The 26,083-nt window shown below is 56.4% G+C and carries 23 protein-coding genes; 11 read left to right on the top strand and 12 right to left on the bottom strand.

The window, feature by feature from the left end; translation table 11 throughout:
- The first annotated feature begins 179 nt into the window (after positions 1–179).
- Entirely contained in the window at positions 180–530 is a 351-nt protein-coding gene (locus LG297_RS04325; protein ID WP_404425485.1) for a hypothetical protein, read from the top strand.
- On the opposite strand, the gene LG297_RS04320 is transcribed toward LG297_RS04325, so the two are convergent.
- Together LG297_RS04320 and LG297_RS04315 are read right to left on the bottom strand one after the other, a co-directional pair.
- Positions 527–1,270: a methyltransferase family protein gene (locus LG297_RS04320; RefSeq protein ID WP_404425483.1), complete on the bottom strand. Its 744-nt coding sequence runs from the start codon at positions 1,268–1,270 to the stop codon at positions 527–529. The two genes, LG297_RS04325 and LG297_RS04320, sit on opposite strands and share 4 nt — an antisense overlap.
- A gap of 39 nt (positions 1,271–1,309) precedes the next feature.
- Complete coding sequence (locus tag LG297_RS04315; RefSeq protein WP_404425481.1) at positions 1,310–2,605, bottom strand: helix-turn-helix domain-containing protein; 1,296 nt, start codon at positions 2,603–2,605, stop codon at positions 1,310–1,312.
- 366 nt (positions 2,606–2,971) lie between these two features.
- Here LG297_RS04315 and LG297_RS04310 point away from each other — a divergent pair, with 366 nt between their 5' ends.
- The 3 genes from LG297_RS04310 to LG297_RS04300 all read left to right on the top strand — a co-directional run bounded on the left by LG297_RS04310 (position 2,972) and on the right by LG297_RS04300 (position 8,095).
- Entirely contained in the window at positions 2,972–3,574 is a 603-nt protein-coding gene (locus LG297_RS04310; protein WP_404425479.1) for a PadR family transcriptional regulator, read from the top strand.
- A gap of 109 nt (positions 3,575–3,683) precedes the next feature.
- The gene (locus tag LG297_RS04305; protein WP_404425477.1) at positions 3,684–4,865 is read left to right on the top strand and encodes an efflux RND transporter periplasmic adaptor subunit; all 1,182 of its coding nucleotides are present in this window, start codon (positions 3,684–3,686) and stop codon (positions 4,863–4,865) included.
- Between the two features lie 29 nt (positions 4,866–4,894).
- Positions 4,895–8,095 (top strand): efflux RND transporter permease subunit, encoded by a 3,201-nt coding sequence (locus tag LG297_RS04300; RefSeq protein ID WP_404425475.1) that lies wholly within the window; start codon positions 4,895–4,897, stop codon positions 8,093–8,095.
- Positions 8,096–8,240: 145 nt separating this feature from the next.
- On the opposite strand, the gene LG297_RS04295 is transcribed toward LG297_RS04300, so the two are convergent.
- On the bottom strand, positions 8,241–9,053 hold the full coding sequence (locus LG297_RS04295) for a substrate-binding periplasmic protein (RefSeq protein ID WP_404425473.1): 813 nt from the start codon (positions 9,051–9,053) through the stop codon (positions 8,241–8,243).
- A 324-nt stretch (positions 9,054–9,377) separates the two neighbouring features.
- Here LG297_RS04295 and LG297_RS04290 point away from each other — a divergent pair, with 324 nt between their 5' ends.
- Both LG297_RS04290 and LG297_RS04285 read left to right on the top strand, forming a co-directional pair.
- Positions 9,378–10,313, top strand: coding sequence for a hypothetical protein (locus LG297_RS04290; RefSeq protein ID WP_404425471.1), 936 nt, complete (start codon positions 9,378–9,380; stop codon positions 10,311–10,313).
- A 260-nt stretch (positions 10,314–10,573) separates the two neighbouring features.
- Positions 10,574–11,521 carry a hypothetical protein gene (locus tag LG297_RS04285; protein ID WP_404425469.1) on the top strand — a complete coding sequence of 316 codons (948 nt, stop codon included), beginning with the start codon at positions 10,574–10,576 and terminating at the stop codon, positions 11,519–11,521.
- Positions 11,522–11,590: 69 nt separating this feature from the next.
- Here the strand turns inward: LG297_RS04285 and pssA are convergent, their stop codons facing one another.
- From pssA to LG297_RS04265, 4 genes are all read right to left on the bottom strand, one after another.
- A complete protein-coding gene (gene pssA / locus LG297_RS04280; protein ID WP_404425467.1) occupies positions 11,591–12,460 on the bottom strand; it encodes a CDP-diacylglycerol--serine O-phosphatidyltransferase in 870 nt (289 codons plus the stop codon).
- Positions 12,460–13,227, bottom strand: coding sequence for a phosphatidylserine decarboxylase (locus tag LG297_RS04275; RefSeq protein ID WP_404425465.1), 768 nt, complete (start codon positions 13,225–13,227; stop codon positions 12,460–12,462). Before LG297_RS04275 ends, pssA begins: the two co-directional genes overlap by 1 nt.
- Positions 13,228–13,315: 88 nt before the next feature.
- Positions 13,316–14,464 (bottom strand): Ig-like domain-containing protein, encoded by a 1,149-nt coding sequence (locus LG297_RS04270; RefSeq protein WP_404425463.1) that lies wholly within the window; start codon positions 14,462–14,464, stop codon positions 13,316–13,318.
- Between the two features lie 223 nt (positions 14,465–14,687).
- On the bottom strand, positions 14,688–15,674 hold the full coding sequence (locus LG297_RS04265) for a hypothetical protein (protein WP_404425461.1): 987 nt from the start codon (positions 15,672–15,674) through the stop codon (positions 14,688–14,690).
- A 354-nt stretch (positions 15,675–16,028) separates the two neighbouring features.
- Here LG297_RS04265 and LG297_RS04260 point away from each other — a divergent pair, with 354 nt between their 5' ends.
- Together LG297_RS04260 and LG297_RS04255 are read left to right on the top strand one after the other, a co-directional pair.
- A complete protein-coding gene (locus LG297_RS04260) occupies positions 16,029–16,613 on the top strand; it encodes a TIGR00730 family Rossman fold protein (RefSeq protein WP_404425459.1) in 585 nt (194 codons plus the stop codon).
- Positions 16,614–16,791: 178 nt separating this feature from the next.
- On the top strand, positions 16,792–17,871 hold the full coding sequence (locus tag LG297_RS04255; protein WP_404425457.1) for a cytochrome-c peroxidase: 1,080 nt from the start codon (positions 16,792–16,794) through the stop codon (positions 17,869–17,871).
- 105 nt (positions 17,872–17,976) lie between these two features.
- On the opposite strand, the gene LG297_RS04250 is transcribed toward LG297_RS04255, so the two are convergent.
- A complete protein-coding gene (locus tag LG297_RS04250) occupies positions 17,977–18,903 on the bottom strand; it encodes a LysR family transcriptional regulator (RefSeq protein ID WP_404425455.1) in 927 nt (308 codons plus the stop codon).
- 114 nt (positions 18,904–19,017) lie between these two features.
- The gene (locus tag LG297_RS04245; RefSeq protein WP_404425453.1) at positions 19,018–19,512 is read right to left on the bottom strand and encodes an Rrf2 family transcriptional regulator; all 495 of its coding nucleotides are present in this window, start codon (positions 19,510–19,512) and stop codon (positions 19,018–19,020) included.
- A 156-nt stretch (positions 19,513–19,668) separates the two neighbouring features.
- On the opposite strand from LG297_RS04245, the gene LG297_RS04240 reads away from it, so the two are divergent.
- Together LG297_RS04240 and LG297_RS04235 are read left to right on the top strand one after the other, a co-directional pair.
- Positions 19,669–20,658 (top strand): NAD(P)/FAD-dependent oxidoreductase, encoded by a 990-nt coding sequence (locus LG297_RS04240; protein WP_404425451.1) that lies wholly within the window; start codon positions 19,669–19,671, stop codon positions 20,656–20,658.
- Between the two features lie 160 nt (positions 20,659–20,818).
- Complete coding sequence (locus LG297_RS04235) at positions 20,819–21,781, top strand: EamA family transporter (protein ID WP_404425449.1); 963 nt, start codon at positions 20,819–20,821, stop codon at positions 21,779–21,781.
- A gap of 379 nt (positions 21,782–22,160) precedes the next feature.
- Here the strand turns inward: LG297_RS04235 and LG297_RS04230 are convergent, their stop codons facing one another.
- Entirely contained in the window at positions 22,161–23,753 is a 1,593-nt protein-coding gene (locus LG297_RS04230) for a DHA2 family efflux MFS transporter permease subunit (protein ID WP_404425447.1), read from the bottom strand.
- A 1-nt stretch (position 23,754) separates the two neighbouring features.
- The gene (locus LG297_RS04225) at positions 23,755–24,858 is read right to left on the bottom strand and encodes an HlyD family secretion protein (RefSeq protein WP_404425445.1); all 1,104 of its coding nucleotides are present in this window, start codon (positions 24,856–24,858) and stop codon (positions 23,755–23,757) included.
- A gap of 94 nt (positions 24,859–24,952) precedes the next feature.
- Between LG297_RS04225 and LG297_RS04220 the strand changes: the two genes are divergently transcribed.
- Positions 24,953–25,612, top strand: coding sequence for a TetR/AcrR family transcriptional regulator (locus tag LG297_RS04220; protein WP_404425443.1), 660 nt, complete (start codon positions 24,953–24,955; stop codon positions 25,610–25,612).
- A 29-nt stretch (positions 25,613–25,641) separates the two neighbouring features.
- Here LG297_RS04220 and LG297_RS04215 read toward each other — a convergent pair whose 3' ends face one another.
- Complete coding sequence (locus LG297_RS04215; protein ID WP_404425441.1) at positions 25,642–25,812, bottom strand: hypothetical protein; 171 nt, start codon at positions 25,810–25,812, stop codon at positions 25,642–25,644.
- Between the last annotated feature and the right edge of the window lie 271 nt (positions 25,813–26,083).

The raw sequence follows: 26,083 nt of genomic DNA, 5'->3' as shown, positions 1-26,083 counted from the left end.
CACCATATTTAGGGAAGAAAGCTGGTTTGATTTCTCGCGCAGGGCGCGCGCAAAGACCGGCAATCATGCTGTTTTGGGGCGAGCAGGAGCGGATCAAAATCCGTCCGTCACACGGTCGCGCGAAACTCCCGGAAATCTGGCCTTTTGGCCCTTTCCGGAAGCCCAAAGGAGCCATGATCATGACGATTACCCGCACCACGCATCGCAGTGTTACCTTCTATCACCCGTTCCGGCTGGCCGGGCACGATCGGCTGTTTCCGCCCGGTATTTACGAGGTCGAAACCACCGAGGAGCTGGACGCAATGGCCGCCACCAGGACCTATAAAAAGATCGAGTGCCGCATGCCGGTTCTGGTCGAAGGCAGCCGCGACATGGAGGAAGAAACCCTGATTGTCGATCCCGCCGCCCTTGATGCCGCACTGGTTCTGGATGCCGACCCGCTGCGCGAGAAAGAACGCGAAGCCCTGCTCGGCAGGCCGGACACCCCCGCCAAACCGCCGATTGCCAATGGCGGCGCAAGCCAACATTAAGGCAAATACACCAGCGGCGTGATCCAGCCCTGTTCCTGCATGACTTTCACCCCTTCCAACACCGGCCCGGCGATCAGGAACCAGCAGCCATCGCGAATGGTGCGCAGGAAGAGCGGCGGCTGACAGACCAGCGGGTTTTCATCGCGCCAGCGGAACGTGGCCGGACGAAACCGCGGCACCGTAATCAGGTAACGGTAATATCGCGGGCCGAAGCTCTGCTTTAACACCGCCTCCTCACGCAGGGTTACCTCGCGCAGGACAAGCCAGCAGGCAATGGCAAACAGTCCGGCAATCACAAGGCTGCCGCTTTGTGCCCCCGCGCCGAATGCACCTATCATCGAAAACAGATAAAGCGGATTGCGGCACAGCGAATAGGGCCCGGTCATTACAAGCTCGGTCTTTTTGCGCCCGCCGATATAAAGCGCGCACCAGCCCCGCCCGACGATGCTGATCATGATGGCGATAATTCCGGTCGCCTCGATCACATCATGGATGTTTGTCGTGCGCTGCCAGCTTGCCTGTGCCAGCATCACCAGTAAAAGCATCAACAGGCAGCCAATCCGCAAGGTCCGCTTGCGGATACGCTGCACATTCCGAAGGCCATCATCATGGTTCTTAGCGGCGTTTGTGAAGGTGCCGTCTCGAACGACCGTGTTTCGGTCATTATTTTCGCAGGGTTTGCTAACGGTATTATGGCCGGGCTTTGTGCCGGGCTTGAAATGTTCTTTCGCGCGGATCATGTCGGCAGGTTCCTGTTGTGAAATCCTGCCAACCCTGCCCTATTGCGCCGCGTCCGGCGTCCGGCCCTGCCCATCCGGCCTGCCCCGGGGCGGTTCGGACGGCGGGTTTGTTGCCGCCGCGCGCGCCAGGGCCCGCACCGCACTTGGCGTATCCCCGGTCAGTTTCTTGAACGCCAGATTAAAGGTCGATTTAGAGTTGAATCCCACACTTAACGCCACATCCAGGATGGTACGGTCCGGCTCCGCAATCAGCACCGCACGGGCCTCCTCGATCCTGGCTCCGTTGACATAATCAAAGAAATTCTGTCCGACATGATGGTTTAAAACATAGGAAAGCTGGTTGGGCGAAACTCCCACCGACCGGGCAAGTTTTGGCAGGGAAACCAACGGGTCGAGCAGCAAATCACCACGTTTTCGGATCTCGTCAAGCCGCCTTCGCGCCAACGCGACCCCGTCATCATCAAGCAACGGCCGCGAGATCGATTCCGTACTGCCAGCGGATGCATCAGACGCGCCGGAAGTTCCCGAAGCCGAAACTCCGCTGTTTTCCGCGATTTCTGCCGGTTTGGCCAGGTCTTCATCATCCTCGTCTGCCTCACCTTCGCCCGGCCAATCAGGCATGACAAACAAAACCGGCTGGGTCGCGATTTCATAACTGAGCGCGAACAGCAGCAGCACAAATGCCACCCCGGTTCCCGACATAGCCAGGTCTTCCACAAAGAAAAATGCGGCAATCTTACCGATCAGGGTTGTCAGGAAGATCAGGCTAACCCCACCAAGAATGACGCCCATCCAGCGGCGCATCGCATTGCGATCCACGCCGAGTTGTTCCTGTGCCTGACGGAAATACCGATGCGCCACCTTCCAGATCAGCAAAACATAAGTTCCCGCCTGCGCGAAAATCGCAAACCAGCAGAAACTGCTGATGGCGGCAGGAACAGTAAAACTATGTTGGAAATTATCAGAAATGGGCATGCCATTGGTGATCGACCATGCCATCAGATTCAGGATCACACCAGCCAGCACAAAATGCACCCAAGGCTGACGTGACGGCACGCCCGAAACTTCACGGAAGTAAAGATAAACAGCCGGGGCAATCAGGAAATTGGCCGGAATGAATATCATTTCGACAACCTGATAGCTTTGCGGGGAAAAGAATACCTCGGCGATATCTTCGAACAGATTGAACGCCACGGCAGCCAGGAAAAGCATCATCCAGCGATTGGCGCGCAACGCGCGCGCGCCTTCGGACCGCAACAGCAGACAAAGGAATGCTGCCTGCGCGATGCCGGCTACGGCCACAATCAGATCAAGATAGTCATATATATCGTTCATAAATGCGCTTTATCCCGTGTGATCGGAACCCGGCATTGCCCCCTTGCCGGGATGAAGAAGTATCGTCCTATATCGTTTCAATATGCACAAACAAACACAATCGGCGTCCGACAATGCACAGCCGGACGCCCGAACAGGCGAAATCAGACAGTTTGTTTCTTAGACCAGCATGACTGCCCAAACGAATGATGAAACATTCGTCAGTTTTGTAACAAACCACCTGCATCAATCGTCATGAAACTACAGCGCGTATTAAATTGACTATATCAGTTCGATATACTAAGAATTGATATATATCGAACTGATATAGTCATTCCGGCACCTTCCCCCCGCCGGAATGATAATCGGATCGAGATGCATAACAGGATGGATACCGAACAGAATATGGATGTACGCACTTTGTGCCTTGGTGCCCTGATGGGTGGTGAAGCAACCGGATACGAGATTCGCAAGATGTTTGAAGATGGCACTTTCAGCCATTTTCAGATCGCGTCTCTTGGTTCGATCTATCCGGCCCTGACCAAGCTGACCCAAGACGGGATGGTGACCTTTGTCGAGCGCGAACAGGAAAATCGCCCCGACAAAAAGGTTTACCAATTGACCAGCGACGGCCGCCGGACGTTCCTGCGCACATTGTTACAAACGCGCCCGGGCGAGGATCGTTACCGGTCCGACATCCTGTTCATGCTGACCTTTGCCGAGGAACTGCCGATCGAGCTGACCGAGGCCCTGATCGACGAGTTTGCTGCCCGTCATGAGATGATGAAAAGTGATATCGATCCGGACAATCCGAAGAAAGACGACTGTCCGCTGGCCCATGGCCGCGATGAAGACGGCAAACCGACCCCCGGCTGCCGTTTTGTCGCCGGACTTGGACAGGCGATGTGCGAGGCGACGCTTGGTTTCATCCGCCAGAACAAGGCCGGACTGATCGAGGAATTGCGATCGCGCAAAGACAAAAAAGCCTGATCTGCAACAAGACCAAAACAATAACAGGAACCGCAAGGTCCACCAAAACGCGCCACTGTATTCAAGTGCCACACGCATTCCGTTTGGGCATATCTGAGGGAATTGAACCATGAATGCTTCACGCCTTGTCGCCATCGTATTGGCCCTTGGGGCTGTACTTTGGGTTGGATCGGGATTGTTTGCCGGGGATGCCCCCACTGAAACGGCAGAGACGACGGAAACATCCACATCGGACACAGACGAAAATGCCGCCCCGATCCCGACAGAATCGCCATCAGCCGCGCACGCCCCACGTGCGTCGGTTCGCGTCATATCCAGCGAGGCCGTCGAACATGTCGACACAGTGCGCATTTCCGGTCGTACCGAAGCCGTGATTTCGGTTGAAATCCGAGCCCAGATCGATGCGATGGTCGAACAGATCGGAGCGGCCAAAGGCCAGCGCGTGAACAAGGGCGACCTTCTGGTCAAGCTGGCGGTCGAAGACCGGATGGCACGCGTTGAAAAAGCACGCGCCCTTGTCGCCCAGCGCGAACTTGAAAACAGTGCTGCCAAAAGCCTTGCCGAAAAAAATTACCGCTCGAAAACCGGTGTGGCCGAAACCAAGGCACTTCTGGAAGAAGCACGTGCGGATTTGAAACTGGCGCAAATCGAACTGACCCATACTGAAATTCATGCGCCGTTTGACGGCGTGGTTGAAACCCGTCCGGCAGAAATCGGCGATTTATTGTCGGTTGGCGACCCGGTTGCGACCCTGATCCAGGTCGACCCGATACTGGTCGTGGCCCATGTTCCCGAACATTCAATCGGCGAAGTCCAAAACGGCCAGTTGGCGCATATCACCCTTTTTGACGGGCGCGAAGCCGATGGCGTGGTGCGTTATGTGTCGCGCGTATCGGACAATTCAACGCGCACTTACCGGGTCGAGGTCGAAATCGATAATACCGATCTGACCATTCCTGACGGCATGACCGCCGAACTGGAAATCCCGGTCGGCACCAAAATGGCACACCGGGTTGCGCCGTCCGTCCTGACGCTGAATGACGAAGGACAGGTTGGCGTACGCGGGATTGTCAATGAAAACAAGGTTGCGTTTTATCCGGTCGATCTTCAGGGCGGCAATCGTGAGGGCATCTGGATCGGCGGATTGCCCGAAAAGATCGACCTGATCGTTGTCGGCCATGACTGGGTCAGGGAAGGTGCAACTGTCGATATCAGCCGACTGGAGGCGGAAAATACACCCGAAGGCACAAAAGACGTAAGCAGCACCCCCAAGGAAACGGTCGCGCGTTAAGCGTGGCATGAGGAACCGGAGACAGAAACATGTCCCTGATTGATCTTGCGCTTGAACGTTCGCGCACCGTTATCCTGACCCTGATCCTTTTGCTGGTGACCGGTTGGGTGGGTTATAACGCGATCCCCAAAGAAGCCGACCCGGATGTGCAAATCCCGGTCCTCTATGTGTCGATGCATCATGACGGTATTTCGCCCGAAGATGCCGAACGGCTTTTGCTGCGTCCGATGGAACAGGAACTTCGCACCATCGAAGGTGTGAAGGAAATGACGTCGCAATCCTATCAGGACGGCGCATCGGTCACGCTTGAATTCTATTCCGATGTCGATATCGACGAGGCCCTGGCCGATGTACGCGAACGGGTCGATATTGCCAAATCCGAACTGCCCGATGAAACCGATGACCCCGAAGTCCACGAGGTCAATCTGTCGCTGTTCCCGGTTCTGGTCGTGACCCTGTCGGGCGACGTGCCAGAACGCACAATGCTGCGCCTTGCGCGTAATCTGAAAGACAATATCGAGGGCATCCCGGCGGTGCTGGAAGCCAATCTGGCAGGCAACCGCGAGGAACTGGTCGAGTTCATCATCGATCCGATGAAGATCGAGGCCTATCGCCTGAACGGGGTGGATATCGTATCGCTGGTGCAAAATTCGAACGCACTGGTGGCGGCCGGTGCCATCGATACCGGATCGGGTCGGTTCAATATCAAGGTCCCCGGCCTGTTTGAAACGGTCAATGACATTCTTGACATGCCGCTTCTGGTCGACGGGGATTCCGTCATCCGGTTCCGCGATATCGGCGAGGTACGCCGCACCTTCAAGGATGCCGAAAGCTTTGCCCGTCTGAACGGTCAACCGGCAATCGCCATCGAGGTTTCCAAACGTGTCGGCGAAAACATCATTGATGTGATTGATGGCATCAAGGCGGTTACGGCGGATACCGCCCAATCCTTCCCGCCCAATGTCACGGTCAGCTATTCACAGGACAAATCGTCCGATATCCGCACCATGCTGACGGACCTTCAGAATAGTGTGATCCTGGCGATCCTGCTGGTGATGATCGTGGTGATCTGGTCGCTGGGCTGGCGGTCGGGGCTTTTGGTCGGTCTTGCCATTCCGGGCTCGTTCCTGACGGCGATCCTGATCCTTTGGTCGCTGGGCATGACGGTAAATATCGTCGTTCTGTTCAGTCTGATCCTGGCGGTCGGGATGTTGGTGGATGGTGCGATTGTTGTTACCGAATATGCCGACCGCAAAATGCTGGACGGTTTGCCGCGCAAACAGGCCTATCCGCTGGCGGCCAAACGCATGGCAATGCCGATCATTGCATCGACCGCGACAACACTTGCCGCGTTCCTGCCGCTGGCTTTCTGGCCCGATATTGTCGGCGAGTTCATGAAATTCCTGCCGATTACGGTTCTGTTTACCCTGTCGGCGTCGCTTGCCATGGCATTGATCTTTGTGCCGACCGTGGGTGCATGGTTTGGCAAGCCGGGCGCGGAATCAAGCGAGGCGCTCGACGCGGTTGCCGCGGGCCGGATGGACCGGTTGCGCGACCTTAAGGGCGGAACAGGTTTCTATGTCCGTCTGCTTAAAGGCGCGCTTCGGTTCCATTGGCTGGTTGTACCGATGGCGTTTGTCATCCTGATCGGGGTGTGGGCGGCATTTGGCGTGTTCGGTCGCGGGGTGGAATTTTTCCCCGCAGTCGAACCCGAAGTCGCCGCCGTTCAGGTGCGCGCACGTGGCAATATGTCCTATTATGAACAGGATGCATTGCTCAAGGAAGTCGAGGATCGCATTTTGGGTCTTGATGCAAGGCATGAAGGCGAACACTGGTTTGATACCGTCTATGCCCGTTCGGGTCGCAGCGCGAGCAGCGGCGGCACCGACACCCCCGAAGACGTGATCGGTGTTATCCAGCTTGAATATGCCGACTGGCAGAAACGCCCGAAGGCGACCGAGATCGAACATCGCATCCTTGAAGAAACCGCTGATCTGGCTGGATTGCAGATTGAAATCCGCGCCGCCGAAGCAGGCCCGCCGCAAGGCAAGGATATCCAGATTCAGTTGCGGTCGCTTTATCCCGATGTTCTGGATGAAACCGCGACCAAAATCATGACCGGGTTGCAGGAGATGGGCGGCCTTTACAATTTCGAAGACGGCAAATCACCTCCCGGCATTGACTGGGAATACAGTGTCGACCGGGCGCAGGCATTGAAATTTGGCGCGGACATCACGCAGATCGGCAATGTGATCAAGCTGGTGACCAATGGCATCAATTTTTCGACCTATCGCCCAGATGATTCGACCGAGGAAATCGACATTGTCGGTCGTTATCCCGCCGAACACAGGTCGCTTGAGGAATTGCAAAGCCTTCAGATTGTAACCGACAAGGGTCTGGTGCCGCTGGCGAATTTCGTCACGCGCACGCCAAAACCCAAAACCGGGACATTGTCGCGCGTTGACAGCCGCCGAGCCCTTACCGTCAAGGCCGACGTTGCCGAAGGCGTTCTGGTCGATACCAAGCTGGACGAAGTCAAGGAATGGATGAAAACCCTTGATATCGATCCGCGTGTTTCGGTCGAATTCAAGGGGCAGGATGAAGAACAGCAAAAGTCGGCAGACTTCCTGAAAAATGCGTTTTCGGTCGCGCTATTCATCATGTTTGTCATTCTGGTTACCCAGTTCAACAGCATATCCAGTTCAATTCTGATCATGGTGGCCATCATCATGTCCACGGCCGGTGTGTTCCTTGGCCTGATGATTACCGGACAGGCATTTTCCATCGTCATGACCGGGATCGGGATCGTTGCGCTTGCCGGGATTGTGGTGAACAACAATATCGTTCTCATCGATACGTTCGACCGGCTCAAACACAGTGCGGACAGTATCGAAACCGCGATCCTGCAAACCGGTGCGCAGCGTTTGCGCCCGGTGATGCTGACCACTGTTACCACCATCCTGGGTCTGGTGCCGATGGTGTTGCAGATCAATATCGACTTTGCCGAACGCGCCATGTCGATCGGCGCACCTTCGACCCAGTGGTGGGTGCAGCTTTCGACATCCATCGCATTCGGTCTGGCTTTTGCCACCGTGCTGACACTGGTCTTTACCCCCTGTGCGCTGATGATGCGCCACCGGGTGGGCATTGGCTGGCGGAAATTGAAGGCACGCATGTCGGACAAATTTGGCAAGAGCGACACACCGCAAGCCGCCGATCAAGGGACATAAGTCCCGCGGTCCACGACAGCACAGAAAAACCGCGCGACATTCCCCCCGACCCCGCCGCGCGGTTTGACCGGCCCCCAGCTACGCAAGTGGGGGCCGGTCTTTTTTGGGAAACAGACGGAAAACAGGCCTAAAACATACAGGACAATCAGTTGGACAGTGCACCGTCGGGCAAGGATTCCGCCCATATCCTTTGATAGCCGCCGCTCTGTTTCAACTCGTCCAGGGCATCTGCCAATCGGGTGACAATATCCGGATCGGTTAACCGGTTGGCCGCAAGATAAAGTTCGGTGGAAAGTTCGGGTATTTCGGCAGCGACCTGCAAAATATCGACATTGTATTGCAGGCTTTGGACCCGGTACGGCAGCGACAGTGCATCCCCCGCCACCAGATCGGCACGTCCGGCATAAAGCAGGCGCAAGGTTGCCTCTGCCGAGGGGACAAAATCAACGTCAAAGCCGTGATTTTGCAGGAATTCCGCCTTAACGTCCTTAAGCTGTCCGGCAACGCGGAAGGTTCTTAGCGCATCCCAGTTGGTCCCCAACGGGACCGTGCTGCCGCGCAGTGAAAACAGCCGCACGTGATAGGGGGAAACCGTGCCGACCCATTGAAACAGCCCTTCGCGATCAGGACGGCGTGCGATGCTGAAAATCAGGGTGCCGGGCTTATTTTGGGCGTCGGCATAGGCGCGCGCCCATGGTTGGGCGGAAATTCTGCATTCGATATCGGCATTTTCGCAAATCCGGCGCACAACATCGACGGCTGGACCGGAAACAAAATCGCTGTCTTCGCTGGCGACGACATAGGGTGGAAAGGGTGTTGTCACGATATCGACAACCTGCGCACCGGCGCGTGCAGCCCACCCCGAAAGACCGCAGAACACGACCACCGCCACCATCAGCCGGATGACCGGGATGCACAACATAGTGCGATGCCACGGCAGGCGTCTTTCAAAGGTCATTACCGCCTCATAGCGATGAAAGCCGTCTGATAATATTAGTCTTTTAGTTTATGTACTTACCGATATCGTAACGGAAAAATCGTAATTGCAAAACAGCAATCCGTGTTGGTCCCGCTTCAATTCCGTTACGAAAGTCCAATGCCTTATTTCCACATGAGGCAATTCGGGGTCTTTTCAAACGGCCTGACGGACCAAACATAATGACAGGGGATGCCCCCCGTTCGGATAGGGCGATTTACATAATTTGCTAATCAGTAGGGCGTTATTCTGATTACAAAACAACGAATATCCCTGTGGGTTCGGGAACAATAAATGGGATTACGGATGAAACTCTGGCCCGGTTGTGTGACTCTGTCGTGCCTGATCGGCCTTGTTGCACTGCCGTTTATGCTCGGATCGGCGGGTGCAGCCGGGGCGGATAAAGTAGGCACGGTGACATGGACCGTGCCACCCTTTCCCCCTGCCTTCATTTCGGAAAACGGTACTCTTTCGGGCTATGCCGCCGATACCCAGAACTGGTTTGCAGAACAGCTTGACGATTATGATCATGAGGTTCTTGAAGTGCCATTGGCGCGGCTTCTGGCGGAAATGCGCAACGGGAACAATGAAGCCGGACATGCCGACGATATCCGGTGCAGCACCACCCTGATCCCGACCGACGAGCGGCGCGAATATATCAGCTTTGCCAAAACCATTTTGCTGCATCTGCCGATTTCAGTGGTCATCCGGGCGGCGGACACGGCAAAATTCAAGCCGTTCCTTGATGACGAAGATCATATCCGCCTTGGCCCGCTGATCGCTTCGGGCAACATGACCACGGCGGTTCGCATCGGGCGATCCTATGGCACCCTGATCGACCGTTTTGTGGAACGCTATCACAATGCGCCACAGGTCATGACGGTGGCCGATGACGGCAAACTTTTAAAGCTGCTTGAACTTGGCCGGATCGACTGGGTATTTTATTTCCCGTCCGAAGCAGAATATTTCCGCCGCCAGATCACCCCCGATCAGGCGATCAAATCCCTCCCGATCCGGGGCAATACCGCCCTGCTAGAGGCGACCATCGGATGCGCCAAAACACCAACCGGGCAAAAGGCGGTTGCCCGGATCAACCAGATCGTCGATGCCCATCCCGATATGCCCTGGACCGATTTTTATGCCGCATGGCTATCGCCGGGTGATCATGCATGGTTCACCACCGCACGCGCACAATATATCGCTCCCAAACAGTTCGAGGCCCTGCTGGTGCCCGGCAAATGAACATAAAACAACAAAGCGGGCAGTCAGAAATCCCCTGATCCCTATCCGAAAGTTATTATCCCCGGCAGGATCAAAAGCGGACCGGGCTTTAGTCAGGAAGTTCATCAAACCGCACAAATTAACGAAATATTTTGTGTCTGACGCCCGTTAGTTCCGACTTTTCTATTATATAACTATTGATATCGCACGACGACCCACCACTTTTGGATAAGTAAAATTGCAACACGGACCGGCAGGAAATCGCGGCCGGACATTTTGGTATGCGTAAACGACGTTCAAGTTGCCTGATGATAACCGGGATATCGGCGTTTCTCGCCTTTGACATTGGCATGTCCGGGATTGCGGGCGCGCAGGAACAGCGCCCGGATAACGAGGGCGCGGATACCCGCCCCAAAATTGTCTGGGCCGTGGATGCCATTACACCTGGCTTTATCAAGGTCGAAGGACGGGTGAACGGGTATGGTGCGCAAATGCTGGACTGGTTTATTGCCCGAATGCCCGGACATGATCATCTGATCGAAATATTGCCGCGACGCAGCGCCTTTGACGCCATGCGCATGGCGACCGAAACCGGCGAGACCGGCGAAACCGTTTGCATCCCCGGTTTATTACGATCCCCGGAACGCGAGCGCGATTTTGCCATGAGCCGCACCGTGGCACCGTTATTGCCGCTTTCGGTGGTGGTATCGCGCAGTGCGCGCAGTTCCTTCCGGCCCTATATGGCCGGCGATGGCACAATTGACCTTGAAGCGTTGCTTGGCGATACGTCGCGCTATACCGCATTGGCAAAATCGCGATCCTATGGCCCGCAAATCGACAGCATTCTGGCCCGGGCGATCAACGCGCCCAATGTGCTGCGTACCGACAATCAGTCAAGTTTCCTGTCGATGCTGGAAATGGGGCGGATCGACTGGATGCTGGCCTATCCGGTTGAAATCGAGTTTCGCCGCCGCGCAACCAATTCCATCCCCGATATCGTCTCCCTGCCGATCTCGGGGATGCCGGAACTTCTGGATATCGGGATTGCATGCAGCCGGTCGCAAAACGGCATGGTGGCGGTTGAAAAATTCGATACCATCCTTGCCGCCCATCCCGATATGCCATGGCTTGAATATTATGTCGAATATCTTGCCCCCCAAGATCGCGACCGTTTCAGGGAAGCGCTTGAACATTTCAAAAAGTCGCAAATGCTTCCGGTGGGGCAATAAGCTGCAGAGCAAAACAGGCACCGTTTCAAGGGTGCCTGTCTGCAATCATGTATCGGATGTAACCGGAAATCAGTTCTGATGGACCCGGTTCAATCCCTCGTCGGGATCGTCATCGGGTTCGCCGTCATCGTCTTCTTCATCCGCGCGCTCTTCTTCCTGCTGGTTTTCAACCCCCATGCGGCGGTACGAGCGATAGGATAGCGGGAAGGTCGCGAAATAGACTGCGGCAATCACCGACAGGGTCAGCCACGGCGAAGATACCAGAAACGCCACCGACGCGCCGAATGCCAGCATCAACGGCAAAACCCATGCGCGGGGGACTTTGACCTTTTTAAACGAATAGGTCGGCATCCGCGAAACCATCAAGGCCGCAATCAGAACGCCATAGGGTGCCACGAGATAGGGGCTGTCAAACACACCGCGACCAAACTGGAAGGTCAGGACAATTGGCCACATCGCCAATGCCGCCGCCGCCGGAGCCGGGACGCCGGTGAAAAAGCGATAGGCCCATGTCGGCAATTCCGGTTCGCCCAGCATCTGGGTGTTGAACCGTGCCAGACGCAACGCCATGCAAACCGCAAACAGAAGCGACAGCGCCCAACCGATCGAGCCCAGTTCATGCAGCGACCAGAAATACAGCATCATCGCCGGTGCCACGCCAAAGCAGACGAAGTCCGACAGGCTGTCGAGTTCCGCGCCAAAGCGACTTGAGGCGTTCAGCATCCGGGCCAGCCGACCATCAAGGCCATCGATGATCCCGGCGATCAGGATGGCGGCAACCGCGGCTTCCCAGCGATCCTGCATGGCAAAGCGGATCGAGGTCAGACCGGCACACAGCCCCATCAGGGTCGCCACATTGGGCGCCAGACGGCTTAGTGACAAGGCCCTGAACCGCCTTGGCCGTTGGTGGGGGCCATCTTGACGGATGCCGCCTGCCATTAGCGAATCTCCCCGATTGCGGCGTCCTTGCCCGTGACCGAGACATCGGCAAGGACGGTTTCACCGGCAATCGTGGTCTGGCCGACAATGACGTTCGGCTCCACCCCTTCGGGCAGGTAAACATCAACGCGCGAACCGAAACGGATCAGCCCAAAACGCTCGCCCGCTTTCAGTTGCGACCCGCGGCCAACATCGCACAGGATACGGCGCGCAACAAGACCGGCAATCTGGACGACGCCAAATTCGCGACCTTGCTTGTCCCGGACCAGAAGAATCTGACGTTCGTTGTTTTCCGATGCCTTGTCGAGTTCAGCATTAACGAATTTGCCGGGAACGTAAGCCTCGCCCACAACTTCGCCATTGACCGGGCAGCGGTTCACATGGACGTTGAACACATTCATGAAGATTGAAACGCGCGTGCGCGGCGTTTTATCTTCCAGTTCGAGTTCCTTGGGCAGTGCCGCCTTGGAAATCATGCAAACACGGCCATCCGCCGGGGAAATGACGAGGTTTTCGTCAACCGGGGTAATACGGTCCGGATCGCGGAAGAAATAGGCACACCAGAGTGTCAGGATCACACCGATCCAGCCCAGCGGTTCGGCAATCAGAAACAGAACCACAGTGATCGCGGCAAAAATCGCAACGAATTTCCAGCCTTCGGGATTGATCGGCACAAGAACGGATTTCAAAGTCTTTATTCCCTGGTTGCCATGGGTATGGGCATAACAATTCCGGCAATGATTACCGGTCGGCCGCGTTACTACCATCTAGTGATGACAAAGAGCAACGCAACCTGCAAATAAAAAGGGGCAAAACACCATTACCATGTGTTCTGCCCCTCGCAAAGAATAGCAATTACTGCCGGGCGGTTTCGCCTTCCGGCAGCGTAAATATCTGGCCCGGATAAATCAGGTCGGGATCGCGGATCTGTTTGCGGTTCTGGTTATAGATCACCCAGTATTGCAGGCCGTCGCCATAGGTCCGGCGTGCAATGCGCCACAGGCTGTTGCCCGGCTGTACGACATAACGTGTCCCCGGTTCCAGAATCTGGTCCGGGCGGGCGCGTTCAAACGGCAGCTCGACGCGTGCCGTTACCTTTTCGGACGGATCGAGCTGATCGGCGCGAAGCTGATACTGGCCCGGTTCGATCGGCTCATCAATCGTCAGCGCCCAGTTGCCCTCGCCCCCGGTCGTTGCACTACCGACAAACCTGTTATCGAGATAAACCCGGACACTGGTATCCTCGTCTGCCTTGCCAGACATGGCAACCCGGCCCTGTTCGTCATAATCGACAATATCAATCGACAGACGTGGCATGGCGGCAGCGGGCTGCTCGGCTGTTGCACCGGGCATTTCAGAGCCTTGCGGCATGGCCTGAGCCAGTTCGCGGGTGGTGTCCTCGCTCATATCTTCGGGAGCCGGTCCCTGCAGAACGGTGGAAGCACCGCCTTCCTTGGGTACACGCATGGCGATGATCGGCTGTTCGGTCTTGTCACCGTCTTTGGTGGTGTCATCACCCGATGACTGATCGGCGGTTACCGGTTTTTCCGGGATCAGGACAACGACATTGTCCTCGCCTGCAAGAATTTCACCGGCACTGTCTTCGGATTCAAGCGACAGTTCGCGATCACCGCTTGCCAGCGGCTTTTCAGGCAGAACCACCCATTCACCCCGTTCATCGGCGGTTGCCTGCCCGATGACTTCGTCCCCCTCGCGGATGCGAACGGTGCTGTTGGGGGCGGCACGCCCGGCGATCACGGCATTGCCATCCGGACCGATGCGTACGACATCGAAGCTCGGATTGCGAACTTCGGGTGCGGTATCAGCCGGGTCCGGTGCGTTCTGTGCGGCAGTATCGTTCTCGTTGGGTGTCACGGCAGGCGGCGCTGTGGTTTGCGCCGGTGCGTCCTCTTCGTTGACCGACCGGGTCAGCATGTAATTCAACGAGATCGCGGCAACAATCAGCAAAACGCCAATGATGACGAGGATATAAGGTCTTTTCACCGGTAATATCCTTGAACGGTGGTTATGATTATTACGGGTGGCGTCGAAACCTTGTAACTGGCAGTCATTGAGTCCCCCAAACGCCCCGCCCGACACGTTAATTTGAAACTTGTACTACTTTCGGCACACAGTTTCCATAACGTAACAAACCGAGATTACAGTGCAACAGTTAGGCAAAGATGAATAGAATCAGCGCTTTTGGTCAAGCTTTGCCCATGGTTTCTTATGGAGTTGCCTGCATTGTGGCCCCGATATAAGCCACAAGTGCGGCAACCAGCACCGGCAGGGCCAGAACGGATAACCGCACCAGCATCGCCAGAACCGCACCGCCCGCCCCGGCATTCGCACCGATATCTGCTGGCAAAAGTGCCGCAATCCGCGCCGCACCCGATCCGGCAAACACCACCAGCACCAGAACCGCCATCGCAACCGCCGATGCCGGTGCCGCCAGCATCACACCCGATGCACTTGCCATTAGTGCGGTACTGACTGCCAGCCACAATGCCGCACGATATTGCGGGGCGGCCTTTTCAGAAATCAGCGCCACCACCAGGGCAACAGAAAGACCGGCCTGAAACACCACATGATCATGCAGACCGAACTGGGCGGCGATAATTCCCTGCCCGATGGCAAGCGCCACAAAAGTCGCTACCGGGGCCGGTTTTGCGGCATCATCGTCATTCTTAGCAGCCGATTTTGTCGATGTTTTGGCGGATTTTGTCGATGTTCCGTTCTTTCTGCCCCTGCCTTTGGGGGGCATATGGTCTTTGTCCTCGTTAAAATCGGGGCGCGTCACCCACAGGAACGATGCCCCAATCAGGATATAGGTCATCCACACTAGCGTCACCAACCCGCCCGAATGGTGCAAAAGCCCGGTAATCGGGGCCGCCAGAACCAGCCAGCCCCCCAGTAACATCAATAAGGCTGCGACAATCGCGCAAACGCGCGCGCGCAAATGCGCGAAATCCAGAATCGCCCCGCAAACCCCGCCCAGCACCAGCATCAGAAGTGCTGCCCCCACACCGCCGCGGGCGGTTGCAGGCAAACCGATGGCCGCCGGAACGGCAACTGCCACCGCCGGAATAACCGCAGCCAGCACCATGCGCCGCGCAAGGGCCCGGTCAAGGCCCAGCCAAAGGGCAAGCATCAAGACCGTGGCAATAACACCGGACACCAGAATGGCGAGCCAAAAGGGACTGTCGACAAACACGTTGGGCGATCCTGCCTTCTTGTTGTTTCGTTTTCAAACCTGCGAGCGGAACGGCATTGCGCGCGCAGGCGCTGATATCCATCCCACAATCAGGTTCAGAACCTGTTAACCATCGGCGAAAAATTCGCCCCGGCTTATCGCGCCCGATCATGCCGATTGCCAAGGCAAAAATGCGGCAAGGATTGCATGCGATCAATATCTGGCTGTCACAGGATCTTCGCGAAGGAAACTGTTGACCGGGTTACCGCGCAATGGGCTATGCTTGATCAGTAGACGGGCCATCTCGCCGGACGCCACCCGTGTCGCGATCCGGCGAAAGTCACCTGCGAGATAACAACAAAGAGGCAGGTTGCCATGACAAGAGTTAAATCGATCTGTGTTTTTTGCGGCGCTTCGAACGGCAAAAATCCCCAGCACATGGAAAATGCCATTGCGTTCGGCAAAATGATGGCCGACCGCGGCATCGCACTGGTATATGGCGGCGGTCGCATCGGCCTTATGGGGGCGGTTGCCGACGCGGTCATGAAAAATGGCGGCAAGGTGATCGGCATCATTCCGGCCCATCTTGACGATATCGAAGTCGGCCATAAGGGGCTGACCGAACTGATTGTTTGCAAATCCATGTATGAGCGCAAGGTCGAGATGTTCAAACGTTCAGATGCGTTTGTCACTCTGGCTGGCGGCCTTGGCAGCCTTGACGAAGCGTTCGAGGCACTCACGCTCCGCCAGCTTGGCATTCACGACAAGCCGTTGGTGTTCCTTAATGCGCTGGGATACTGGGACAAGTGCCTTGATATGATCGACGGCATCATCGAAGACGGTTTTGCGCGCGAAAGCAACCGCAACCTGTTCACGGTTGCCGAAACGCTTGATCAGGTTTTCGAACAGCTTGCAGCCGAACCGGCCCCGAAATTCGACCCGCGCGAGAAGCTTCTGTAAGCACGTTTTTCAGCCAACACATCAAATCCGCAAGATATCGCGTCTTGCGGATTTTTCTTTGTCTAATTCAAAACAACCAATTGAAGAAACGTTTATTTTAGAACTTTGACATACATCAGCGTGGCTGTATTTACCGCCTGCTTTACTCCCCGGACTGCCATCATTTGGGAGAGAGCAAATGAAATCCTATCGTGCGTTAATGGGCACCCTGATTTCCGGGACTGCCATGCTGGGGATCGTCGGAAACCTTCATGCAGCGGAAACGCCATCGCCAGCCGATCTGCGCGAAGCCGCCCTTGAATATTTCGAAGTCATTCCGTCGATGGTGCCTTCTGTCAAGGACAACGCCGTCACACGCGAAAAGGTCGAACTGGGCAAAATGCTGTTTTTCGATCCGCGCCTGTCGTCCAGTGCGCTGATTTCGTGCAATACCTGCCATAACCTTGGCATGGGTGGGGACGACAATCTTGAAACATCCATCGGCCATGGCTGGCAGAAAGGCCCGCGCAACGCCCCGACCGTTTTGAATGCCGTGTTTAACGAAGCGCAATTCTGGGACGGTCGCGCCGAAGACCTTAAAGCACAGGCCAAGGGCCCGGTTCAGGCCGGGGTTGAAATGGCCAGCACCCCCGAACGTGTTGTCGAAGTGCTGAAAAGCATGGGCGACTACGTGCAGAAATTTGCCCATGCCTTCCCGGGCGAAGCCGACCCGGTAACGTTCGACAACATGGCCAAGGCAATCGAGGCGTTCGAAGCAACCCTGATCACCCCGGCATCGCGGTTTGACCAGTTTCTGGAAGGCAATGACGCCATCCTGACCCAGACCGAAATGGCGGGGCTTGAACTGTTCATCGATACCGGTTGTGCATCCTGCCACAACGGGGTGAATGTCGGCGGTACGGGCTATTATCCGTTCGGTGTTGTCGAACAGCCGGGTGCGGAAATTCTGCCCCCCGACGACAAGGGCCGCTTTACCGTGACCCAGACAGCAACAGATGACTATGTGTTCCGCGCAGGCCCGCTCCGCAATATCGAACTGACCGCGCCCTATTTCCATTCCGGCAAGGTCTGGAACCTTGAGCAGGCTGTCGCGATCATGAGCTCAAGCCAGCTTGGCGCTGAACTTGGCGACAGCCAGATCAAGGCGATTACCGCCTTCCTGATGACCCTGACCGGGGAAGCCCCGCGTGTGGAATATCCTATCCTGCCGGTCAGCAGCAAAACCACACCAAAACCGGCCGCGATGGTCGCAAACTGATCCCACAGGGGTGTGGAAAAGCAGAAAGTATCCGCAAAGGTGCGAACCCCGACACGCTCTTTGCGAACCTGCCACCCGACACAACCCGGGCGGCATTTCTTTTGCCTATTTCAGTTCCATTCCCTCGCCGCCAGAGGCCCGTGCACCTGATAACTGCATCATCCGGCGTTTATACATATCGGCAACCCAGTTGGTGGCCTGCTTGATACCTTCCGCGGCCCGCAGATCGCGATGAACAATCAGCCAGATATCAGAATCCAGCGTCTCTATCGGGCGCGAAACCCGGGCCAGTGCCGGATCGCTGTCCCCCAGAAAGCAGGGCAAAATCCCCGCTCCGATCCCGGTGCGCAATGCATTTTGCAGCATCGCGGTATTGCCCGCGCGAAATAGCGGTTTGTTACTGTCAATACGGGCCAGCAGCCAGCGCTGGCTCTCATACAGATCGAATTCCTCGGAAAAGCAGATCCACGGTGCCTCGGCGAAAATCCGGTCCGTACCGAGCGCGCGCAAGTCTACCGCAAGCTTTTCGGATGCATAAACCCCGCACGAAATGGTGCCAAGCCGCTTGGTGATAAAATCACCGGTCAAGGGCAAGCCGTGCCGAACGGCGAAATCCGCCTCGCGCTTGGTCAACAATTGCGTATCATCCGATTGCCGGATTTCAAGGTAAAGCCCATCGGGCCTGCTATTAATCTGGCTTGCCAGAAACAGGGCCGACCACGCGCTGGCGGTCAGGCGAACCTGCCGGTCGCGAAGGCCCGATATCGCATCGCCCTGCCGGTGAAAGGCAAAGGCGGCTTCTTCCATGGCCTCGGCGCGCGGGCGCAAATCACGCCCGGCCTCGGTCATGCGCAATCCTTCTGGCAGGCGATCAAACAGTACCACGCCGACAACATCTTCAAGGGCGGATAAATGCCGCCCCAATGTCGGCTGGCTGACGCCAAGCTCCTGCGAGGCGGCCCTGAGACTGCCGGTGCGCGCAAGTGCCAGAAACACGCGAATATGATCCCAATCGGGTTTTTTGGTCGTCATCGGGGCCTCGGTTGGTGGTGGCGCGATACAGGATTGAATAACAGGTCACCAAACAACCCCGCTGTTATTCATTATTGGATCACCACCGATCCCGCAAGTATTTGCAAGGTCTGGTTATTCGGTATCGAGGGGCCGGGGAAGATGTTCGAAAATGCTGCCGGGGCCTGTCCATTTGCCATCGGGTTCGGTTGGCCAGCGTTGATCCACATCGGCTGCCAAGTCAGCCAGCGTAACCGACGCAAACCGTTCAAGCAGAAGTTGCTCGGCGGCGTCAAACGAACTGCCTAGCGCCGCATTCACCGCCTGTTCGACCAGGCATTCGGGATGTTCGACAGCAACCCCCATGGCAAAGATCGACGGATTGCCAAGCGCGTTATGGATATCAAGAAACGTGATTTCCGAAAGTGGACGAATGATCACCCATCCGCCACCATGGCCCTTTTCGGACCGCACATAACCGGCATCACGCAAACCCGCCATGGTCCGCCTGACCACAACCGGATTGGTATCAAGCATCCGGGCAATCATATCGGATGTCATCGCCCCGCCAAACCGGTCCATGTGGATCAGGACATGCAACATGCGGGAAAGGCGGCTGTCACGGCGCATCAACGGTTTCCTTGGGGCTGGCATTCATCATATCCCAGACTATCGGGCTTTGGCGCATATTCGCAACACCAAAAGTTTCAAGATGCTTGACTCCAGAAAGTTACGACACTTATAAAGTTACATGATTGATTTTAAGGTGTCACAGGAGTTCCGATCATGTCTAACGCCGCCCCCGCCCTGCCCCCTGCCGAGCCGGTTTCGATGCCTGATTCCAAAAAACTTTATGACGTGATCATCATCGGGGCCGGTTTTGCTGGCCTGTCGGCAGCCATGCAGCTGGCGCGCGCCCGCAAACAGATTTGCATCATTGATGCAGGACTGCCGCGCAACCGCTTTGCCGCGGCCTCGCACGGATTTTTCGGCCTCGATGGCAAAAGCCCGGATGAAATTTCGCGCCTTGCGATGGGCCAGATCAGGGCCTATCCCACCGTCAGCATCGCGCATGGCATGGCAAAAGCGGCGAGCCGACTGGAACCGGATGCCGCCGGAACTGGAAACGAAGACAGCAACCGTTTCAAAGTATCGCTTGATGATGGCCGCCGCTTTCAGGCCCGTCGCCTGATCCTTGCCACCGGGGTTGTCGATACCCTGCCCGATATTCCCGGCCTGATGCCGCGTTGGGGCAAAACGGTACTGCATTGTCCCTATTGTCATGGCTATGAAGTGCGCGACCGCGCCCTTGGCGTGCTGGCAACCGGGCCGATGTCCACCCATCAGGCAATGATGATCCCCGACTGGGGCACCACGACCTTTTTCACCCAAGGGAAATACGAACCGGAACCCGAAATCCGTGCCCAGATGGATGCACGCGGAATCACGATTGAACAAAGCCCGATTATTGAACTGATCGGCAATATCCCCGACCTTAATGCCGTTAAACTGGCTGACGGGCGCAGCATGCCCATTCAGGCCTTGTTTGCCGGACCAACTGTTTCCATGACCAATCCACTTGCCGAAATGCTCGGCTGCGCGTTCGAAGAAGGATTTGCCGGGCCGTTCATCAAAGTCGATGCATCACAGGAAACCAGTATCCCCGGCGTCTTTGCCGCAGGCGATGCTGCCACCGCACGGCATAATGCGACGCTGGCATCCGCAGCCGGTGTTCTGGCCGGGGTTGGTGCGCATCAGTCGCTGATTTTTAGCTGATCATAAGGCCGGTAAGGCCGCCGCCTGTGGAAATCCGCACGGCTGGCGGCAGCCTGCCTAGCGATACAAATATGAATAGCACCCCTTAAATATCGGGCATGGCTATTCATTCCTGAATCCAAGAGACTGTCATTGTTCATAACTTTTAAAGTTTTTTCATATGCCGATTCTGATCCTGCTTGTCAGCACGACTGTCGTCTGGGCGATGCTTCTGGTGTGCAACCGGATCGCATTGACGGCGTTTGATGTCGATGTCTATGCCATGACGTGCTGGCAACTGGTCTTTGGCGGGCTGGCGCTGGTGATGCTTGCCCCCGGTCGGACCATTCCGTGGCGACAATTCACGTTGCGCATCAACTGGGCCTATGGAATTTTGCGCGTCCTGACCGGGGTCAGCTGGACCGCGGCACTGGTTTATATCAGCTCGCCTGAAAGCGGGATTTTGTCACAAACCGGCATGCCGATGGCTGCCCTTGCTGCGGCCTTTATCCTTGGCCGCGTACCGGGCAAATCGGAATGGTTCGGCCATGCGATCCTGCTTGCCGGGGCAGGCTTCCTTGCGTGGCATCTACCCGACGGCTTTGCCAATCCGGCGGTGTGGCTGATGCTGGCATCCGAGGTTACGGCGATTTCATCATCGGTTCTGGCGGAAAAACACCCCGATAACCAGATCAGGGATGCATGGTCGCATTTGCGTTTTACCGGGGTTTTGCTGCTGATTACCGCCTCGGTGTTTCTGATCTTCCCACCGCTGATCGGCGCCATCAGCCCGGTTCCGATCCCCTATACCTCGCTTGACGGGTTCTTCGGGATCGAAACCATATTGGCCGGTCTGATCCTTGGCACGCTGTTGCGCGGTCCTGCCATGGTCCTGACATTGCGGTCCATCAAGACAGCCGGGATGGAGAAATACATTCTGGCAACAAGCATCCTGCCCTTTATCCTGCTGGGGCTCGAAATGCTTGCCGCGCGGTTTGCCCTGACGCCGGCCCCGACCCATGACAGCGTTTTCTGGATTTCCGCCCTTCTGGTGATGCTGGGCATCATACAGATCACCTATTCGAAACGCCGCCATGCCAAGCGGCTCAGGTCACCTGGCACAACCGATCCGGCCCCGGCCTGAGACGAATAGAAGACCAAACAAAACGCGTCCCCTCGCGCCACCAATGCAGGGTCGCCTACGCCCCCAACGAGCCCCCTCTCGTAAGGGCACATACCAAACGGCCAGCCTCCCAAAAAATTGGCCGTCCGACCCTGTTTCCATCCGGTTAGTCTCCCTTCCGGATGGACCGAAACGCCCGGTTTCCCCAACCGGGCGTTTTCTGTCTGTGACCCTGTTACTGGGCCGGAAAGTGCCACGCAAAAGTTAATCAAGCTGGTTGGCCAAAAGAAAACCGGTCCCCGAGGGAACGGGAACCGGTCAGGCCGCACTCAAGCTTTCGCTTACGGGGTCGGGGGAGAGATGTGCGGCCTTTTCTGTCTGGTGGATGAATATCCTGTTTTCAGTGTGCGTCGGCGGATGGTTTGCCCGGTCTTGCCGGACGCGCCAGCGGCAGAAGCAGCAAAGCCAGAACAAAGATGCCCGCCATGGCAAGCTGCACGTCGTTAAATGAAATCATGCTGGCTTCGCGCGTGACGATATTGACGATGGATTTCATCGCACTGGCCTGCGGATCAGGAAGGCCCATCGCGCTATATCGTGCTGTCATGGTCTCCAGATAGTTCTGAAACGCCGTGCTGGAGGTGCTGATATGTTCGGCCAGATGCGCGAAATGCAGATCAGTGCGTTTATCAAGCATGGTGTTAATCGCAGCCAAGCCTATCGCCCCGCCAAGATTACGCATGAGGTTATAAAGGCCGCTGGCGTTCTTGATCTTTTCCGGTGGCAAGGTGCCAAGCGCCAGATTGGTGATCGGCAACATACAGAACATCAGGGCAAAACCGCGAACGGCCTGTGGAAGAATCAGTTCGTGGAACGATACCTGACTGTTCTGAAAACCGTTTAGGGCAACCCCGACCGCAAACAGCGCCAGGCCAAAGCCCAGCACAACGCGCGCGGGCAATCTGGCCGTCAGTTTCCCGGCAATCGGGGCCGATATGAACTGGCAGATGCCGGTGACCGCCATGATGGTGCCGATTTCCAGACTGTCATAGCCGCGCACACGGCTCAGCAACAGCGGCAGAATATAGACACTGCCATAAAGCCCGATGCCAAGTGTAAAGCTGAAGATGCAGCCCATGGCAAAGTTGCGATCCCTGAACGAGCGCAGATCGACAATCGGATGGTCATAGGTGAACATGCGCCGGAAGAAATAGAGCCCCGAAATCACGCAGATAACAGCGCCATAAACAATGGCGCGTTCATCAAACCAGTCGTCTTTTGGTCCCTCGTCCAAAACATATTCCAGACTGCCGAGAAACGCCGCCATCGCAATCAATCCGCGCAGATCGAAACCGCGCAGCAATGACCGGTCACCGCGATCCACATCAAGCGTTACAGCCACCACAAGCGCAATCAGCATCCCCGGCAAAACATTGATCAAAAACAGCCAGTGCCACGAAAACGACTGCGTCAGATACCCGCCCAAAGTCGGCCCCACGGTCGGCGCCATGGTCGCAATCAGACCGATCATGACCGAGGCGGTATTCCGTTTATCCGCCGGGAAAATAATATAGGTCGTGGCAAACACGGTCGGGATCATCGCCCCGCCAAGGAACCCTTGCGCGGCGCGAAACCAGATCATGCTTTCGATTGACCAGGCAAAGGCCGAGGCGATGCTGAAGATTGTGAAGCCGATGGCCGAGAAGACAAACAGCCAGCGCGTCGAGATCAGGCGCGACAGAAAACCGGAAAGCGGGATCATCACGACTTCGGCAATCAGGTAACTGGTCTGAACCCAGCCGATTTCATCAGGACTTGCCGAAAGACCGGCCTGAATGTTTTCAAGCGAGCTTGCGACGATCTGGATATCGAGGATCGCCAGAAACATGCCGACCACCATCGCGACCCAGCCGATAAACTTGGTGGTATCGACATGCTGCACCGGATCATCGGGCCGGGCTATGGAACCGGGGCTGGTGGCGGCATTGCTCATTTCAGTTGCGCTCCGACAGTTCCGGGGTCGGCGTTACGACACTGGCAAGGCCGGTACCGGCGGCATGCTCGTCCCCATCATCATCACGCACATCGACATTCACAACAGCCGACAGGCCGGGGCGCAAAGCCTTGGCAAGCTCGCTGTTATCAAGGGCAATACGCACGGGGACGCGCTGGGTGATTTTGGTGAAGTTGCCGGTGGCATTTTCGGGCGGCAACAAACTGAATTGCGCACCGGTGGCAGGGGCAAAGCTTTCGACCCGGCCGGTGATATCGGCATCGGGGAAGGCATCGACCTCGATCCGGACCTTCTGGCCCGGTGCCATATGGCCGATCTGGGTTTCCTTGAAATTGGCCACAACATAGACACCCGGAAGCGGCACAAGCACGAGCAACTGTTCGCCGGGCTGCACCAGCGCGCCGGTTTGAACCGACCTGTTGCCTATCACACCGTCAAAGGGGGCATAGATACGCGTGTCATCAAGCGCCTGCTGGGCGATATCGCGCGCGGCCTCGGCCTGTGACACGGCACGTTCGGCTTCGACTTTTTGCGCCCGCAGGACACCTATCCGCCCTTCCTCGACCGCAAGGGTCGCATTGGCAGCGGCGACCTGTGCCTGTGCGGTCTGGAGATCCGCCTTGGCGTAATCGAATTTCTGGCGGCTGGCCGCGCCCTTTTTCACCAGATCCTCGTAACGCGCGTAATCCTCGGACGTGCGATCCAGATCGACTTTGGCGATGCGCAGATTGGCTTTCGCCTGATCGATGGCTGCCATCTGAAGGGTGATCTGTTCATCCATGGTTCGAACCGCGGCACGGCGCGCCTCAAGGGCGGCATCTGCCTGCTTCAGTTCGGCCCGGTAATCTTCGTCCTTGATCGTCAGCATCAGCTCGCCCTTCCGGACGGGCTGGTTTTCGGCAACCCGAAGGTCACCGACATAGCCCGAAACCTTGGGCGAAATCGCGACTTCGTCGGCCTGCAGATAGGCATTGTCGGTGGATTCGTGGTACTGACCTTCGGTCACCCAATAGAACCCGTAATAACCACCGCCACCGATAATCGCCGCAGCGATCAAGGGCAGTATGACCTTTTTCACATTCATCGTCCGTTTGATCCTTTTGGTATTGATCAGTACCATTTGCCTCTTTATGGTACTAGGCAGTACCAAGCGTCAAGTGCAGAATTGGAACAGTTGCTTGTCCGAAACGCGAAATATCGATCCAAGAACCATGAAGCGCCGCGAAGCTCTTATCGATGCGGCCCGTGAACTTTTTTGTGAGCATGGCCTTTCGGGCACGACACTTGAAATGATCACCGCCGAAGCTGGCGGTTCGCGACGAACCATTTACGAACTGTTTGGCAACAAGGACGGTGTATTCGAAGCGGTGATTCGCGATTGCACGGGGCGTGTGGTTGCGGTCATGGCCGATCTGGAATTGTCACAGATGCCGCTGCGCGCGGCCCTGATCCATTTTGGCGAAACGCTGATGACGCTTCTGACCACACCGGAAACCATTCGTTATATGCGGTTGTTCCTGTCGGAAGTTCCGCGGTTCCCGCATCTGGGCAAGGTATTTTATGAAAGCGGCCTGATGAGCGGCCGCCGGATCATCACATCCTATTTCGAACGCCAGATGAACGAGGGCACCTTCCCCAAGGGCGATCCGAAACAGGCCGCTGTATTTTTCACAAGCCTGCTTAAGGCCGATTATGATTTTCGGCAGATGACCTATGTTGGCTGGGAACCACATGCAAAGGATTTGCATGCCCATGTGATCGCGGCAGTCGATATGTTCTTGCGCGGATATGGAATAGACCCGGCAACCGTCGATCAGGAAGTTCCGGTACAGTCATAACCATGCCGTCCCGGGGATGGTTTCCCGGTTCAGAACATGATCAGCAGCCGATAGGCAATTGGCCCCATCATTGTGATCACCCCGATCCAGATAAGGGCAAGGCCCAAGTTCCGGTCGCGGAAACTGAACCCGACGGCCAAAAGGCAAAAGCCGACAATACACAATGCAATGATGATGTTGGTTTCATAAGGCAGGTTCATGGAATCCCCCATGTGGTTCCGGTTTGGCGTCGCCGGAGTCTTCCCCCTTAAACCCGACAAATGCGAGTTTGACCCATTCCACAACTGTTTTCTTTGATCAGGATCATGTGCCGTCACAGGGCATGCCCCCTGCCCGCATGATGCACATTAATTCAGGTAATGGTGTAAATATCGGGCAAACCAGCGTTTTTCCGGGTCAACTCGTAACAGGTCAAAGCGCAAAAACTCGCCAGTTTCCGCCTTGCGCGAAAGTCTTAACAAGGATGTTGCG

The sequence above is a fragment of the Thalassospira australica genome, assembly GCF_044790785.1.
In the GTDB taxonomy this organism is placed as follows: Bacteria; Pseudomonadota; Alphaproteobacteria; order Rhodospirillales; family Thalassospiraceae; genus Thalassospira; species Thalassospira australica_A.
Note: the sequence above shows the minus strand (reverse complement) of the source record. Positions and strands in the feature narration are given on the sequence as shown.